This is a genomic window from Hafnia paralvei (genome assembly GCF_020150375.1).
In the GTDB taxonomy this organism is placed as follows: Bacteria; Pseudomonadota; Gammaproteobacteria; order Enterobacterales; family Enterobacteriaceae; genus Hafnia; species Hafnia paralvei.
On record NZ_CP083737.1, the window covers coordinates 1,234,943 to 1,250,933 of the forward strand.

The 15,991-nt window shown below is 48.1% G+C and carries 17 protein-coding genes; 6 read left to right on the forward strand and 11 right to left on the reverse strand.

Annotation, left to right across the window (positions count from 1 at the left end):
- Nucleotides 1-205: 205 nt before the first annotated feature.
- The 6 genes from K9N75_RS05620 to tesA all read right to left on the reverse strand — a co-directional run bounded on the left by K9N75_RS05620 (nt 206) and on the right by tesA (nt 4,730).
- Entirely contained in the window at nt 206-661 is a 456-nt protein-coding gene (locus tag K9N75_RS05620) for a DUF5071 domain-containing protein (RefSeq protein WP_061060317.1), read from the reverse strand.
- A gap of 12 nt (nt 662-673) precedes the next feature.
- The gene (locus K9N75_RS05625) at nt 674-1,018 is read right to left on the reverse strand and encodes a hypothetical protein (RefSeq protein ID WP_224452306.1); all 345 of its coding nucleotides are present in this window, start codon (nt 1,016-1,018) and stop codon (nt 674-676) included.
- A gap of 71 nt (nt 1,019-1,089) precedes the next feature.
- Nucleotides 1,090-2,016 carry a hypothetical protein gene (locus K9N75_RS05630; protein ID WP_175320292.1) on the reverse strand — a complete coding sequence of 309 codons (927 nt, stop codon included), beginning with the start codon at nt 2,014-2,016 and terminating at the stop codon, nt 1,090-1,092.
- Nucleotides 2,017-2,337: 321 nt separating this feature from the next.
- Entirely contained in the window at nt 2,338-3,192 is an 855-nt protein-coding gene (locus tag K9N75_RS05635; RefSeq protein WP_061060314.1) for a co-chaperone YbbN, read from the reverse strand.
- Nucleotides 3,193-3,263: 71 nt separating this feature from the next.
- Nucleotides 3,264-4,037 (reverse strand): SDR family oxidoreductase, encoded by a 774-nt coding sequence (locus K9N75_RS05640; protein ID WP_008812672.1) that lies wholly within the window; start codon nt 4,035-4,037, stop codon nt 3,264-3,266.
- Between the two features lie 54 nt (nt 4,038-4,091).
- Nucleotides 4,092-4,730 (reverse strand): multifunctional acyl-CoA thioesterase I/protease I/lysophospholipase L1, encoded by a 639-nt coding sequence (gene tesA / locus K9N75_RS05645; protein ID WP_039187229.1) that lies wholly within the window; start codon nt 4,728-4,730, stop codon nt 4,092-4,094.
- On the opposite strand from tesA, the gene ybbA reads away from it, so the two are divergent.
- The 3 genes from ybbA to K9N75_RS05660 all read left to right on the forward strand — a co-directional run bounded on the left by ybbA (nt 4,701) and on the right by K9N75_RS05660 (nt 9,450).
- On the forward strand, nt 4,701-5,387 hold the full coding sequence (gene ybbA, locus K9N75_RS05650; protein ID WP_061060313.1) for a putative ABC transporter ATP-binding protein YbbA: 687 nt from the start codon (nt 4,701-4,703) through the stop codon (nt 5,385-5,387). The genes tesA and ybbA overlap by 30 nt on opposite strands.
- The gene (gene ybbP, locus K9N75_RS05655; protein ID WP_130975241.1) at nt 5,384-7,789 is read left to right on the forward strand and encodes a putative ABC transporter permease subunit YbbP; all 2,406 of its coding nucleotides are present in this window, start codon (nt 5,384-5,386) and stop codon (nt 7,787-7,789) included. Before ybbA ends, ybbP begins: the two co-directional genes overlap by 4 nt.
- Before the next feature lie 242 nt (nt 7,790-8,031).
- Entirely contained in the window at nt 8,032-9,450 is a 1,419-nt protein-coding gene (locus K9N75_RS05660) for a sensor domain-containing diguanylate cyclase (protein ID WP_224452307.1), read from the forward strand.
- Between the two features lie 51 nt (nt 9,451-9,501).
- On the opposite strand, the gene purK is transcribed toward K9N75_RS05660, so the two are convergent.
- Together purK and purE are read right to left on the reverse strand one after the other, a co-directional pair.
- Entirely contained in the window at nt 9,502-10,572 is a 1,071-nt protein-coding gene (gene purK, locus K9N75_RS05665; protein WP_130953998.1) for a 5-(carboxyamino)imidazole ribonucleotide synthase, read from the reverse strand.
- Nucleotides 10,569-11,093: a 5-(carboxyamino)imidazole ribonucleotide mutase gene (gene purE, locus K9N75_RS05670; RefSeq protein WP_004847104.1), complete on the reverse strand. Its 525-nt coding sequence runs from the start codon at nt 11,091-11,093 to the stop codon at nt 10,569-10,571. Before purE ends, purK begins: the two co-directional genes overlap by 4 nt.
- 314 nt (nt 11,094-11,407) lie before the next feature.
- On the opposite strand from purE, the gene dnaT reads away from it, so the two are divergent.
- Together dnaT and dnaC are read left to right on the forward strand one after the other, a co-directional pair.
- Nucleotides 11,408-11,959 carry a primosomal protein DnaT gene (gene dnaT, locus K9N75_RS05675; RefSeq protein WP_061060310.1) on the forward strand — a complete coding sequence of 184 codons (552 nt, stop codon included), beginning with the start codon at nt 11,408-11,410 and terminating at the stop codon, nt 11,957-11,959.
- A gap of 20 nt (nt 11,960-11,979) precedes the next feature.
- Entirely contained in the window at nt 11,980-12,708 is a 729-nt protein-coding gene (gene dnaC / locus K9N75_RS05680) for a replicative helicase loader DnaC (protein WP_371272845.1), read from the forward strand.
- A gap of 27 nt (nt 12,709-12,735) precedes the next feature.
- Here dnaC and K9N75_RS05685 read toward each other — a convergent pair whose 3' ends face one another.
- Both K9N75_RS05685 and ppiB read right to left on the reverse strand, forming a co-directional pair.
- Nucleotides 12,736-13,461, reverse strand: coding sequence for a UDP-2,3-diacylglucosamine diphosphatase (locus tag K9N75_RS05685; RefSeq protein WP_224452308.1), 726 nt, complete (start codon nt 13,459-13,461; stop codon nt 12,736-12,738).
- A 10-nt stretch (nt 13,462-13,471) separates the two neighbouring features.
- Complete coding sequence (gene ppiB, locus K9N75_RS05690; protein ID WP_004847094.1) at nt 13,472-13,966, reverse strand: peptidylprolyl isomerase B; 495 nt, start codon at nt 13,964-13,966, stop codon at nt 13,472-13,474.
- Nucleotides 13,967-14,253: 287 nt separating this feature from the next.
- Here ppiB and cysS point away from each other — a divergent pair, with 287 nt between their 5' ends.
- Nucleotides 14,254-15,639: a cysteine--tRNA ligase gene (gene cysS / locus K9N75_RS05695; RefSeq protein ID WP_064574698.1), complete on the forward strand. Its 1,386-nt coding sequence runs from the start codon at nt 14,254-14,256 to the stop codon at nt 15,637-15,639.
- A 65-nt stretch (nt 15,640-15,704) separates the two neighbouring features.
- Here cysS and ybcJ read toward each other — a convergent pair whose 3' ends face one another.
- Nucleotides 15,705-15,917: a ribosome-associated protein YbcJ gene (gene ybcJ, locus K9N75_RS05700; protein WP_130975243.1), complete on the reverse strand. Its 213-nt coding sequence runs from the start codon at nt 15,915-15,917 to the stop codon at nt 15,705-15,707.
- Nucleotides 15,918-15,991: the final 74 nt, after the last annotated feature.

Genomic DNA, 15,991 nt, shown 5'->3' on the forward strand with positions numbered 1-15,991 from the left:
GCGAGAGGAATAAAAAAACAAATAAAACAATGAATTAATTTATTAAGTGAGCGTCTTTTTTTCGGGTTGCTGTGCGAGAGTTTGTATAGGAATTGGGAAGGGGATCACAAGGAGAATGTGAATTGATAAAACGGCGCAAAGAAAAGGCGACGAAAAACATAATGTATTCCGTCGCCCCATAATGCCGCATAACGCACCAACGTGTTTACGGGTGTTGTGCTTGCAGCTTATTTAAAACGTCAGTCGTCACTGCGTGGACGCTGAGATCGTCTTCATCAGCGCTTCCAGCCGTTTTCAACTGCAAGTGTTGAAGTTCAGGGCCGATGGCTTTTGCCAATCGGAGATCGTCAGTGTTCACTAATTGGCTGATGACCCAGTATTTCCAAATGGTGTCTTGGCTCTTTAGCACATAAAGAACGGGCTGTTTCAGCGGTGCGCCAATTTGGGCTAAAAATGGCGCGAGCTCTTGCGCTACCGGCCAGTTTAAATCCTGCATCCAATAGATTAGCACTGGGAGTATGGGCGCAACGCCAGGATAGCCGTAGTCCACCGCTTTTTTTGCCCTTTCGACGTCCATTTTGTCCTGTGGCAGCAGAGCGTACAGTTCGGAAGAGATCGCAGTAAAATCAAACGAACCGCACATTTTTTTGATCAGATCCATACAGGGACTCTCTTAGTTAACTTGGCCAGTACGGGCATTATTGACATCCGTGGTATAGACCCCAATGAGAGGGTTAGTCCATGTATTATCAATGAGAATTGCCTCTCGGGTATTGGCCCAATCTAACAAATTGTTCCCTACATTTGGGTTGGGCAAAATAGAGTAGTGCTGTGGGTTAGTATGGGTCGGTGTATTCAAGATCTGGGTATCCTGAGTTAACGCAGAGTCAATGACTTGCGCTCTTGTCGCCGGAGCTGCATTTGCCATTGATAGCCCAGCACCGGGTCCCACGGTATCGGCAATGCGTGGAGTAAAATTAGCCGGCGTTCTATTTCCGAGTCGATAGTAATTAGGCATGACGATTTTCCTAGAATATTTAATTGCTGTGAGTATTAATATGATCAGGAAATAATGTTTTTAAAGTGTAATTATATTTTTAATAGGCTGACCTCTTTTTTAGCTAAAGCATCCATCAAGTGTTTATTACTGGAGTAGAGCAACTTGTATAGGCTGTTATGGACAATAAATGCTTTTGCCAACAGAGTGCCTCTTTCTTTTTTCGGATCGAGTTCCTGTATTTTCTTTAATACGTCTTCCATGACTTTTTCAAATTTAGTGGACATGACAGACCATTGTTCATAGGTGATTTTATCTTCAAAGAACTGTTGGTCATTTTTATCCGATGCAAACTTGGTCACATTTAATGTGTTTTGATACTGATCGATAAGTGCGATTTTTGCCTGCAATTCAAACTCCTCAACCGAGAATCTCACAATATAAGCAAATTGATAGGTTGCGATTTTCTCATTCTTAAAGAAAGAAGAACGCTGGAAGGTTTGGGTTCCGACGGAGCCGAAGATTCGTAGCCCGCCGCCGATAGGGTCAGACTTGGTGCCGTGCTTAACCGTAATTGATGTGGCATTACCAAAAGAACCAACGATGCCAGCCAGCAGATTAAAGCAGTTAGTTGCAATTAATAACCGCTTGTCCTTATTCATATCATACTTTTTATTAATATCCTGAGCTTTATCTCCAGCATCGGTTCCCGCTGGCAGATTTTCCACCTTTCCGTCAACGGTGCCGATAACGGCTGCGGATATTTTATTAATAATAGCTGATACGGATGCGAGCGACCACTCTTGTACTGACTGGTAATCAAATTGTTTTCCAGTAATATAAAGATCGCTAGACCAAGGTTTATCATGCTCCTTAGTATAGAAATTCTCAGCCTCTTTTTCTAAAGCACTATAGGTATTTCCGAGTTTGTTGGTTAATTCATTAGCTATTTCATCTAAATATTCACGGCTTTTTTTGTCTTTTTTTTCCATTTCTTCAATAGTTGGACTTTTACCCATGATTTACCCTCTCTTGTTTATATTAGAGAAAAATATTTTTAAGTGAAATATATATAATGGCTCGTGCAGGCGATATTTTCTCATCGACTTCAAACCATCAATAAAAATGATAGGATATGGTTGTTTATTATCAAGAGAGGGGAATCATATTTTTTCTTGAATGGCGGTAATATATTGATTTCGATCAAACTTTATTTTTTATGAGTTTTTAGCGTAGTGTTTTTGAATTGGTGCAGGCTTTGCATTAGTGCGATGTATCAGGTTTGTTTATGAATTACCGTCGGCTTGATACCGACGGTAACAGGAGGCTAATGGGAGTGATTAATATAGCAATGAATACAACTGCTTCCGATACTTAGACGCTAACGCATCTCCATTCCCCAGTGCGGCCAGAATATCCATCAGCGTTTTACGGGCTGCGCCATCGGCAGCAGCGAGGTCTTTACGTAGGTGAGTCATTAGCAATTCTAACGCTTCTTCATTGCGACCGACCTGATGCAGTTGTAACGCCAGTTGAACGGCGATAATGGCGTTTTCAGGCTCTGCTTCGACCTGTTTTTGCAGTTGCTGGATTTCAGGGGTGTCCGCGGCTTGTTTCAATAGTTCAATCTGAGCCACTAAACCATGATAACGGGAATCTTGATCCTGCAATGGAATTGTCGCCAGTATGGCTTCAGCATCATCGCTGCGGTTAAGGGCAATTTGTACTTCCGCCAGCGTGAGGGCGATATCGCTGCGTTTTGGATCCAGAGCACGCGCTTCTTTCAGCAGAGGTAATGCTTCGGCCATTTTACCTTCTGCGATCAGCTCTGCGGCCTGAGCTGCTTTCAGCTCTTCTTCTTTTGGCAAGAAGCGACCTAGCAGTTCGCGGATGAATTCTTCTGGCTGTGGGCCTTGGAAACCATCGACCGGCTGGCCATCTTTGAACAGATATACGGTAGGAATTGCGCGCAAACCAAACTGTGATGCCACCATTTGTTCTGCGTCACAGTCGACCTTAGCGAGAACAAACTGACCTGCATATTCAGAGGCCAGTTTATCAAGAATAGGGTTGAGCTGCAGGCAATGCTGGCTGCGTTCAGACCAAAAATAAAACAGCACTGGAATGGACGCGGACTGTTCCAGCGTCTGGTGTAGGTTAGCTTCAGTGACGTTAATAACGGAATTATTTAGCATTCTTGTTTCTCTCAGACGCTTAACATATGTACCGATATGGGGGTAATTCGGCTATTTACAATGCCGACCTATTAATTCCCGCTCAGGATCTTGTCCAGCATACGGCCTGGTAAAATACGGCGTAGCACGGTAAGCGCATGGGCTACCAGAGTGACTGGATAGCGAAGCTTCGGCTTATGGCTCTCTAACGCATGATGCAGTTTAGGCAAAATGGCGTCAGGCGTTAAGGTGAAGCGCGCCGCAATCCCCGGATTCGTCACCGGTTTGTCTTTATCCATCTGATGCACGTTTTTAGTAAAGCGTGTATTAATCGGACCAGGTTCAATCAGGGAGACATGAATCCCACTGCCATGCAGCTCCATACGTAATGCATCAGACCAGCCTTCAAGAGCAAACTTGCTGGCGGCATAAGCGCCACGTCCTGGCGTGGCAACCAGCCCCATTACCGAGCTTGTTTGAATAATTCGACCTTCGCCGTGCGGCAGCATGATCGGCAGCAAGAGCTGGGTGAGTTGATGAGTACCGAATAGGTTGGTGGCGAACTGCCTTTCTAATTCAGACCGGCTGATGGTATTGAGCGGGCCATACAGGCCAAAACCACCATTATTAAACAGTGCATAGAGGCGCCCTTCCGTAAGACGAATTACCTCTGCGGCGGCACGTTCTACGCTGGCGCTATCGTCTAGATCCAGTTCGATGCCTTCCATGCCCAGATCGCGCATCACCTCGACGTCCTGTGGCTTACGGCAAGCGGCTAACACACGATACCCTCGGTTGCGGAGATCCTGTGCCGCTGTGAGTCCGATTCCACTGGAACAGCCGGTGATAAGGATAGCTTTTTGCATAACTTTACCTATGTAAACCTTTTGACTCGGCATTAAAGATGCTTAATTAAAACATTACTGATGGGTATTCGTCAGCAATGGGCGGAGCTGTTCGCTCATCCACTGCGCAATAAACGCCTGTGCATCGCCGTTGGGATGTAATCCATCCTGCTGCATCCATTCAGGTTTTAGCGCGACTTGCTCCATATAAAATGGAATTAAGGGGATTTGATACCGTTTTGCCAACTGTGGATACATTGCCGCGAAGGTTTCGGTATAGCGGCGTCCATAGTTCGGTGGTAGCCGAATTTGCATTAGCAAAGGTTGAGTTTTGGCTTGCTGAAGCTGAGTGATGATTTTATCTAAATTGGCTTCAATATCGGCGGGTGCGAAACCGCGTAACCCATCATTCGCACCGAGCTCAATCAGCACCCAGCGCGGCTGGTGCTGTTTCAAGAGTGCCGGCAGGCGAGCTAAACCTTGCTCGGCAGTATCGCCGCTGATACTGGCGTTAACGACCGTAATTGGCGGCGTGAGTTTTTGCCACTGTTGTGCCATACGCGCAGCCCATGAATCAGCAACAGATAACTGATAGCCTGCGCTGAGGCTATCACCTAATATCAGCAATGTATCTGCGGCCATCGCCCGCCCACACAACAGGCTGAATAGAAGAAGGAAAGGGATATGCCAACGGAAAATGTTCTTGAAGTTCATCATTTAGCCAAACAGGTCGGTCAGGGTGAGAGTCAGTTATCCATCCTTACCGGAGTTGAGCTGGTTGTCAAACCGGCGCAGACATTAGCGCTTATTGGTGAGTCCGGATCGGGTAAATCAACGCTGTTAGGTATTTTAGCTGGCTTAGATGACGGAACCTCGGGAGAGGTTTCTCTGTTGGGGCAGCGTTTAGATCTGATGGATGAAGAAAAACGCGCAGCGCTGCGGGCGAAGGACGTCGGATTTGTATTCCAATCATTTATGTTAGTGCCAACGTTAACCGCACTGGAAAACGTGCAGTTGCCTGCGTTGTTGCGTGGTGACAGCGAGCGTCAAAGCCGCCAACAGGCGGTGCAACTTTTAGAACAGTTGGGATTAGGCAAGCGTTTGAATCACCTACCCGCGCAGCTTTCTGGCGGTGAGCAGCAGCGAGTGGCGCTGGCTCGTGCATTCAGCGGACGACCTAAAGTGCTGTTTGCTGATGAGCCAACCGGCAATCTCGATCGTCATACCGGTGACCGCATTGCAGAGTTACTGTTCTCACTCAACACCGATTTTGATACCACCCTGATTCTGGTCACGCATGACCCGCAATTAGCGGCGCGCTGTCAGCGCAGAATGCGTTTGGTGGAAGGTGTTTTGCAGGAGGAAGCATGATTCTGCGTTGGTTTTGGCGTGAATGGAAATCGCCTTCGTTGCTGATTGTCTGGATGGCACTAACGCTGGCTGTAGCCTGTGTTTTGGCATTAGGCAGCATCAGCGATCGCATGGAACGGGGACTGAGCCAGCAGAGCCGTGATTTTCTGGCGGGTGACAAAGTGCTGCGCAGCGCGCACCCAGCTAATGAAGATTGGCTAACTCAGGCGAAATCGGATGGACTAACGGTCAGTCGCCAACTGTCATTTACGACAATGACGTTTGCAGGAGATAGACCGCAGTTAGCGGATGTTAAGGCCACGGATACGCTGTATCCACTTTATGGTGAGTTGATTACGCGCCCAGCCGGATTGCGGCCAGAACCGGGGGAAGTGCTGGTGGCCTCCCGCTTGCAGGCGCTGTTAAATCTCAAAATCGGTGATGATCTGGACGTGGGGGATACTACCCTGAAAGTGGCGGGTGTTGTCGTGCAGGAGCCGGATAACGGTTTTAATCCGTTTCAAACTGCGCCAAGGATCTTGATCAATCTAGCTGACGTTGAGAAAACTGGGGCTATACAACCGGGCAGTCGTTTGAGTTATCGCTACATGTTTGCTGGCCCTGCCGATGCGATACAGCGTTTTACTCAGTATTTGACACCGCAGTTGAAAGCCGATCAGAAGCTGTTCGGGCTGGAGGAGTCTGGCGGAACATTAGGCAAATCGTTACAGCGTTCGCAGCAGTTCCTTTTACTGTCTGCGCTGCTGACTTTATTACTCGCAGTAGCGGCGGTGACGGTGGCAATGAATCACTATTGCCGCAGCCGCTATGAACTGGTGGCGATCCTAAAAACATTGGGAGCCGGACGCAAAACGTTGCTACGTTTGATTGCAGGGCAATGGCTAGCGTTGCTGCTGGTTTCTGGGGGCGCCGGGAGTGTGCTGGGATTATTATTTGAAAGCCTGCTCATTCGCCTGCTTGCGCCAGTGTTACCTGCGGAGCTTCCCGCGGCTAGCGGTTGGCCTTGGGTTTGGGCGCTAGGTGGCATGGCGCTGATTTCATTGATTGTCGGGCTAAGACCCTACCGTCAACTGATGGCAACTCAGCCTTTACGCGTGTTGCGTAGCGATGCATTTCGTGTGGTGTGGCCGCTGCGCTATTACCTGCCGATTACCGCGTTGATATTAGTGGCGGGGTTAGTTGCTCTGGTTGGATTAAGCACCCTGCTGTGGTCGTTGTTGCTGGGAATGTTGGCGTTAGCCCTGTTGCTAAGCGTGGTCGGCTGGGGGGGATTAATACTGCTACGTCGTCTGACATTGACAAATCTGGCGCTGCGGCTGGCGGTAAACCGGCTATTGCGCCAGCCAGCGGCAACTATCAGCCAATTGGCGGCATTTTCGCTGTCGTTTATGTTATTGGCTCTGCTGCTGGTACTGCGTGGCGATCTGCTCGATCGTTGGCAACAACAGCTGCCGCCGGATAGCCCAAATTATTTCTTACTGAATATGACGGAACAGCAGGTTCCACAGGTGAGGACGTTCCTTGGTCAGCATCAAGTGGAGGCTCGGACGTTTTATCCGGTGGTGCGGGTACGGCTGACGGAAATTAATGGTCAGCAGGCGACGAAGCTGATTGCGGAAGATGCGCCGGGCGGCGAAGCCGTCAATCGTGAGCTCAATCTGACATGGCAAGCTGATTTGCCTGAACATAATCCATTAACGGCGGGATATTGGCCTCCTAACGTTGGAGAGGTATCGATAGAGCAGGGGATTGCAGAGCGCCTTGGTTTAGGTCTAGGTGATGAGGTGAGCTTCAGCGGTGATACCCAGAGCTTCAGTGCGAAAATAACCAGTTTGCGTAAAGTGGATTGGGAAAGCCTGCGGCCGAACTTTTATTTTATCTTCCCTCCGCATGCGCTAGATAACCAACCTCAAACATGGTTGACCAGCTTTCGCTATACCGGTGATGAACGCCTGCTGACTCAGTTGAATCGTCAATTCCCTACGTTGAGTTTGTTGGATATTGGTGCGATTTTGCAGCAAGCAGGGCAGGTATTGCAGCAGGTGAGTCGTGCATTAGAGGTGATGGTGATTTTGGTGATTATCTGCGGTGTATTGTTGCTGATGGCGCAGGTTCAGGTCGGCATGCAGCAGCGGCGTCAGGAGCTAACGGTTTATCGCACGCTCGGTGCTGGTATGCGCTTATTACGCCGCACATTATGGAGTGAGTTTGCATTACTCGGGTTAGTTTCCGGTATTGCGGCGGCGGCGGGGGCTGAAGCCGCGCTTTGGCTGTTACAGCGGCAGGTATTTGATTTTCCATGGGAACCAAACTATTTAATGTGGTTCTTGGTTCCAATCAGTGGCGCGATCTTGCTTTCTCTGTGCGGAGGTTTTTTAGGTTCGCGCTTGTTAAAGCGTTAATTAAATACTCATCGTGACGAGCATGCCTTCTCGGGTGCTCATTTTTATTATAGAAATTTACTTCATGTACTTAATTAATATTGTTTAATGAATGAGTTTAGGTGTTTAATTGATTTATTGAATGTTATTATTGATTATATTCTAAATAATTGCATGTCATCTAATTCAGTCGTACTATAATTTTAAGGAATTGCACGTGAAGATATGGATGCGTTTGCTGATTTATTAAAGGGATATTATGTATGGATAGGGTTGGCATAGAAAATGAGTCTGTAAAAATAAATCGGTTTACAATTTTTTCATTTGCGATTTTAACCGCTCTTTTCATTTTTTTCCGACAATACGGCTATTTGCGAATGCCTGCTTTAGAGGCTCTATTTCCAGTATCAACCTCGGTCATTCTGGTTCTGCATGGGTTGCTGGCGTTGTTCATGCTGATGAAGTTTAACTTTGAGCGAAATCACTTATATCTGGTAGTTCTGGCATTTGTTTATGGTGTTTCATCTATCTATCTGGTTAGTAAACTTCTCAGTTATCCAGGTGTTGTTTTTACTGAAGGTGGGCTTGGAACGAATGCCAATGATATGGCTATCTATTTCATATTCCGTAGCGCGACGATGGCAATATTGATTCTATTTTCATTATTGGTTTATCGCCTTCGTCATAAATCCTTTATTAATATTTATTTAGTCGTTGGTTGCTGTTTATTTTTAACCTCGCTTTCATTTTTGTTAGCTTACTTTGTTTCAAGTCACAGTGAAGTATTAGCATTATCCATCGTAGATGAAAAACATCTTACCTATGATAACTTTTGGAGCAGTGCTATAGGGTTATACTTGGTTGTTTTATGGGGTGTTACGTCCTCTTCGGTGATTTTTTTTGCGGGTGCTAGAAGTGGGTTTTGGGCGAGTTTAAGCCTGAGCTGTATTGCTTTTCTTGGTAGTACGTTGTTGCTTAGCGGCAGCAACTATTTAGCTTCTTTAGCTTGGTACGGCGCTCATCTGTTTGAGGTGCTCGCGACTTTTATTGTTATGCTGGCGTTTCTGTTCGATATATTTAAGCTATACCAAAAAGCACGCCGCGATTATCAAATCTCTTACAATAATTCTATTCGAGATCCCATGACTCGGTTATACAACCGCAGCTATTACTACGATGTGTTAATTCAGCGGATGAAGACGGTTTCAGAGCAAGAACCGATAACGTTACTGGTTGCTGATATCGATCACTTTAAACGGGTAAATGACGTCTACGGCCATGTGACCGGTGACAGAGTGATCCAATATGTTGCTAAAACATTAGAATACTCAATTCGTAAAACCGATATTGCTGCGCGTATTGGTGGGGAGGAATTCTCTATCATGTTGAATGGTATTGGGCGGGCAGATGCTGTGCTTTTAGCTGATAGGATCCGAATGAGTATTAGCGACCACATGAATTCGCCATTTGCTCAAGATGTCCCAGATAAAGTCACGATAAGCATTGGCGTCTATACCGTGACAGATAATGCACTTGGCGCTGAACAATGTGTCGCATATGCTGATGCGGCAATGTATCAGGCTAAACAGGAAGGGCGAGATCGCGTGGTGTTATATTCCGCTAGAGCTTCTGAGCTCATGGGGGATAAAAATAAGGGGACGCTAGAGCCTGCCCATGTTTGATCATTTTATTACTGGCAAAATGCGGAGCGCTAAGGCTCCGCTTTTTTGTGCCTAGAATGCTAATTTCTCCTGTGCCCAAACTAGCCCGCTTTGATATTCGCTAGGGAGATGGGACGAGATTGCTTGTAATGTTTCCGCAAGAAGCACGGGATCGCGATCGTTAAGGTTAAGGTGCCCAACTTTACGCCCCGCGCGTACCTCTTTGTCGTACCAGTGGAGGTGGATGAGTGGCCATGCTAACCAGTCATAGTTCAGTTCGGTGCCGATCAGATTAATCATGACTGACGGTGTACTGACCACGGGAGTCGGTAGCGGTAAGTCGAGAATGGCACGCAGATGCAGCTCAAACTGGCTGATTGATGCGCCATTTTGTGTCCAATGCCCACTGTTATGCACTCGCGGAGCCAGTTCGTTAATCAACAGGCTATCATCGACAATGAAACATTCCATGGCCATGACGCCGACGTAATTAAGCGCGTTCATGATCGCGCTGAGCATCAGCTCTGCTTGCTGCTGCAACTGTGGATTAGGCTGTGGCAATGCAACGCTGGTACGTAAGATACCCTCTTCATGCAGGTTATGTGTCAGAGGATAAAATACGCAGCGACCATCGCGAGCGCGAGCGCCAACCAGAGAAACCTCTCCAGAGAAGTTGATGCCTTGCTCGACGATGCATTCGCCGTAGGCATCGGCAGGTAGCTGTGCTTCATCGCCGGGACGAATGCGCCACTGTCCTCGCCCGTCATAGCCACCGGTACGACGTTTCACTATGGCAAACTGACCGATATTGCTGAATATGGTCGGCCATTCACCGGCGCTGGACAACAACTGCCACGGCGCCGTCGCGAGTGTTAACTCGTCAAGCAGCTGCTTTTGCGTTAAACGGTCGGCCAAACGCGGGAAAATATCGCGGTTCACAAAACCGTTATGGCGAGCTAATTCACGCGTTAATGGCGTTTCAGGCCAACGCTCTATTTCTGCGGTAATGACGCCTTGCTGCCAAGGAACCGCTTCAGGATCAACATCTAGACCCACCGGGAAAACGGTGATACCCAGCGGCTCACCGGCCTGACGTAGCATTCGTCCAAGCTGTCCATTACCTAAGACGCAAACGGGTTTCATGCTTCCTCCCGTGGGTCAGGATGAGCCAGTACTTCGTCGGTTTGTGCCTGACGCCATGCCGCCATGCGGCGCGCTAGCATAGGATCATGCAGCGCTAGAATTTGTGCGGCCAGTAAACCGGCATTTGCCGCACCGGCTTTGCCAATCGCTAGTGTGCCCACCGGAATTCCACGCGGCATCTGTACGATGGAATAGAGACTGTCTACGCCGCTTAGCGCTGCGCTTTGTACCGGAACACCAAGCACGGGAACCAACGTCTTAGCGGCAAGCATGCCCGGTAGATGAGCCGCACCACCGGCACCGGCGATAATCACATCGAAACCTTGTTCGGATGCCTGCTCGGCAAAGCTAAATAGCTTATCGGGAGTACGGTGCGCGGAAACCACCTCCACATGGAACTTAACATCAAGCTGGGTCAAAACTTCGGCGGCAAACTGCATGGTGGCCCAATCGCTTTTGGAACCCATAACGATGGCAATTTTTGCCCCTGACGGGTTAGCCGGAACAACGTTGGCTGGCATTGATGGCAAGCTCCTGTTTAACTTACTGACTTTGGCAACTCAGTACTCACTGAGCAGGTAAAGAGGTGCGAAGTATATCACGTGTTTTGGGTGACGAAAACGGTTGCGTCAGCGTGGCGATGGGAACAATTTTGATAGCCGAGTGAGGTTTCATTCCCTCTCTCATTCGATATAAGACTGATTTATACTGTATGGGCTGGTAATATACCGCCACATAGTCCAGACCTTAAAAAGTCTGCGGTCAATAAGCATTCGGCCGGTATGAACCGTTGCTCGCTTTCATCAGTTCACACTTCATCAGAGTAAAAAGAAACATGTCTGTCAAAATTTTGGCCTCTTCAATTACGAGCCTAGACACATTTAGCCGCGATCCGGAGACGGCGTTAAAATCTGGCGATCGCGGGGTGATCACCGTGCTTGATAACAACATGCCGATTTTTTACGCTGTTACGCCGGAAAGAATGGCCGAGCTGTTAGCCTTTGAAGAGGCTGCTAGCCGGGCCAACTCAGACGTCGTTTTGGAGGAGTGTCTATTCAGTGATGAAGCAGTGGCTCCCACGGCAGCCAATATTCCAACACCATTGGGTAAATTTGTGATGTATCCCGGCTGGCAGCCAGATACGGATTTTTTGCGTATGGCGGCTATGTGGGGCTGTATCCTTACCGCTCCTGTCACGCCCACTGAGTTAGCATCCTTTGTGGCTTATTGGCAGGCGGAAGGGAAAGCCTTCCACCATGTGCAATGGCAGCAAAAACTGGCGCGCAGCATACAGCAAAATCGCATGAGTAACGGTGGCCAGCCAAAACGCGATATCAATGACATAGGCGAACAAGACTATTCCATCCCTAAAGGTTTTAGAGGTTAATGATGAAAGATGCCGCTAGCATGAACCTGATGCAGAGATTGAAAAAAATGATGCCTGCTCATGTTTCACCTAAGTTCACCAATGCTGAAGAGTGGCGTATTTGGCAGGAAGAAGAGGGGCGTAAGCGCTCCGAAGCAATTTCACGCGAAAATCAGGCGATGAAAATGCAGCGCGTTTTTAAACGCTCAGGTATTCGTCCTTTGCATATGAACTGCTCGTTCGATAATTACCGAGTCGAGTGTGAAGGTCAACGCATCGCGCTAGAACGTGCTCGCCAGTATGCCGCAGAGTTTGATGGCAATATTGCTAGCTTTGTGTTTTCTGGCAAACCCGGCACAGGAAAAAATCATTTGGCTGCTGCGATTGGCAACGATCTGATTCTGCGTAATAAATCGGTGTTGATTGTTACCGTGGCGGATTTGATGTCGAGTATGAAAGGAACATTCAGCGGTAATAGTGACACCACTGAAGAACGCTTGCTGGAAGATCTTAGCGCGGTAGATTTGTTGGTGATTGATGAGATTGGGGTACAGACTGAATCGCGCTATGAAAAAGTGATTATCAACCAAATTGTCGATCGCCGCTCTTCATCTAAACGCCCAACCGGTATGCTCTCTAACCTGAATGTTCAGAGCATGAATACGCTGTTGGGGGAACGCGTGATGGATCGAATGAGTTTAGGCAACAGCCTGTGGGTTAATTTCGATTGGGAAAGCTATCGTAGCCGCGTGGTTGGTAACGAATACTAAGCATAGGCGCGTAGCCACGCTGCGCGCTTAGAATGGAAATTCAATCAGTTCAATGCCTTCGGGCGTAACGCTTATCATCGACCCTTGATAATGCCATGCGCCCAACACCGCGCGTTTCGCCAGCTTGCCGTTTGGCATGTCAACGTTGTGAATTGCGGGGCGGTGTGTATGTCCATGAATCAGCCACTCGGCCTGATTTCTCTCTAACGCTTCTATAACAGCCTGCTGATTGACGTCCATGATAGCCTCTGACTTACCATCGTTGGTCATCTGGCTGCGATCGCGCATTTTAGCCGCGATATTTAAGCGGGTGCGTAGTGGCAACCACGAAAATAGTTTTTGAATAAACGGGTTATTCACTTTTCGACGATAGCATTGGTAATCCACATCGTCAGTACACAGGGTGTCACCGTGCATAATAAGAATGGGGTGTTCATATAGCGACAGCCGTTTTTCCTGCGGTAATAATGTCATTCCGCACTCTTGAGCGAAGCGCTTTCCAATCAGAAAGTCACGGTTACCGTGGATGAAATAACAGGGAACGCCTGAATTGGTAAGATCGTGCAATGCAGAGCTGATTTCACGATGCAGCGGCTGCGGATCGTCGTCGCCAATCCAGTATTCGAAAAAATCGCCGAGAATATATAACGCATCAGCCTGATAGGCTTCACGTTGTAAAAAACGAAGAAAACCGGCGGTGATCGCCGGTTCCTGTTCGCTAAGATGCAAATCTGCAATAAATAGCGTGCGCATCAGAAAACGATTACTCGCTAACAGTGACGCTTTTGATGATCACGTCTTCACGTGGAACATCTTGGTGCATGCCGCTACGGCCAGTAGAAACCGCTTTGATTTTGTCTACAACGTCCAAGCCTTCAACCACTTCAGCGAAAACGGCATAGCCCCAGCCGTCTGGGCGTTCTGAACGGAAGTTCAGGAAGTCGTTATCAACCACGTTGATGAAGAACTGTGCTGTGGCTGAATGTGGATCGTTGGTACGAGCCATCGCCAGTGTGCCACGTGTGTTTTTCAGACCGTTATTGGCTTCGTTTTTGATCGGAGCTTTAGTTTCTTTCTGTTTCATGCCAGGTTCAAAGCCGCCGCCCTGAATCATGAAACTATTGATAACACGGTGGAAAATAGTGTTGTCGTAGAAACCTTCACGGCAATATTCCAGGAAGTTGGCAACGGTAGCCGGTGCTTTGTCGTCAAAAGTTTTGATGACGATGTCACCGTGGTTGGTGTGGAAAGTAACCATAACAATAATCCTGTTTTTTTGATGTTTAGGACGAAAGAAAGCGATTGTAGCCGATGCGCCGCGGGCTGACATCCTTTTGTCGCAGTTAGCCGCTCGCCTTTCTTTGCGGTACGTCACTACGATAACGGAAAATGCCCCCAGCCTGCAAAATTCCCTGAAAAGCCAAAACCAGAGAGAACACAAGAAATCGCCAACCAAACAGGTGAAAACAGGGGTTATTCTTGCAAACGGCCTTTCTTCGCGGTTCAATACACCTATATTTTATGTCAAACCTCACGGATACCCCGATGCTAAAGATTTTTAACACACTCAGTCGTCAGAAAGAGGAATTCAAACCTATTCACGCCGGTGAAGTCGGTATGTATGTGTGTGGGGTAACCATTTACGATTTGTGTCACATTGGTCACGGGCGTACCTTTGTTTCTTTTGACGTGGTTGCGCGTTATCTGCGTTATTTAGGCTACAACCTTAAATATGTGCGCAACGTGACCGACGTGGATGACAAGATCATCAAGCGTGCGCTGGAAAACGGTGAGACTTGCGATCAGCTGACTGAACGCATGTTGGCAGAGATGCATAAAGATTTCGATTCTCTGAATATTGCGCGTCCAGATCTTGAGCCACGAGCGACGCACCATATCCCAGAGATTATTGAGATCGTTGAACAACTGATTACGCGTGGTCATGCATACGTCGCCAGCAACGGTGACGTGATGTTTGCCGTTGATACCGATCCTGATTACGGGTTGCTTTCTCGTCAGGATTTGGAGCAGTTGCAAGCGGGAGCCCGTGTAGAGGTTGCTGATGTAAAACGGAATCCGATGGATTTCGTGCTGTGGAAAATGTCTAAGCCGGGTGAACCTAGCTGGGAATCTCCATGGGGTCCTGGCCGCCCAGGTTGGCACATTGAGTGTTCTGCGATGAACTGCAAGCAGTTAGGCGCGCATTTTGACATTCACGGCGGCGGTTCAGACCTGATGTTCCCACATCATGAGAATGAAATTGCTCAGTCGAGCTGTGCTCACGATGGCCCGTATGTGAACTACTGGATGCACTCCGGTATGGTGATGATCGACCGCGAAAAGATGTCTAAATCGCTGGGTAACTTCTTCACTATCCGCGATGTGTTAGAGCACTACGATGCTGAAACGGTACGTTATTTCCTGATGTCTGGTCACTATCGTAGTCAATTGAACTACAGCGAAGAGAACCTCAAGCAGGCACGTTCGGCGCTGGAGCGTCTGTATACTGCGCTGCGTGGTACCGATCCTCAGGCTGAACCTGCGGGTGGGGACGTGTTTGAAGCTCGCTTCCGTGAAGCGATGGACGATGATTTCAACACGCCAGAAGCTTATTCGGCGCTGTTTGATTTGGCACGCGAAGTGAATCGCCTAAAATCAGAAGACATGGCTCAGGCCAATGCGCTGGCGGCTGAATTGCGTAAATTGGCGAAAATCTTAGGTTTGTTGGAACAAGATCCTGAAGTTTTCCTGCAAGGCGGCGCTCAGGCTGATGATAGCGAAGTTGCACAGATCGAAGCGCTGATTAAACAGCGTAACGATGCGCGGGCCGCTAAAGATTGGGCAATGGCTGACTCCGCACGTGATCAGTTGAATGCGTTGGGTATCGTGTTGGAAGACGGTCCACAGGGCACGACGTGGCGCCGTAAATAACGCATTCTGTTTAGAAATAATAAAGCCGGCTGATAAGCCGGCTTTTTCGTATCTTGTGTAAGCAATTACGCTTTTACCTGCACACTTTGACCGTTATAGGCTACGGTCTGTCCATCGATGATTTTGCAGCGTTTGCGGGTTTCGATCTTCCCATCAACTTTCACATAGCCGTCAGCAATTGCATTTTTGGCTGATGCGCCACTGTCGTTCCAGCCTTGCAGTTTCAGCAGGTCGCACAGCTCTACGTGCGGATGGTTTTCCAGGTGGAAAATTTCCATGGTGTTATCTCTTTATTCTTGCGAGTGATTCGTTCGGGATGCCGTAACCTTATAGTCCATGCTAAATGACTATC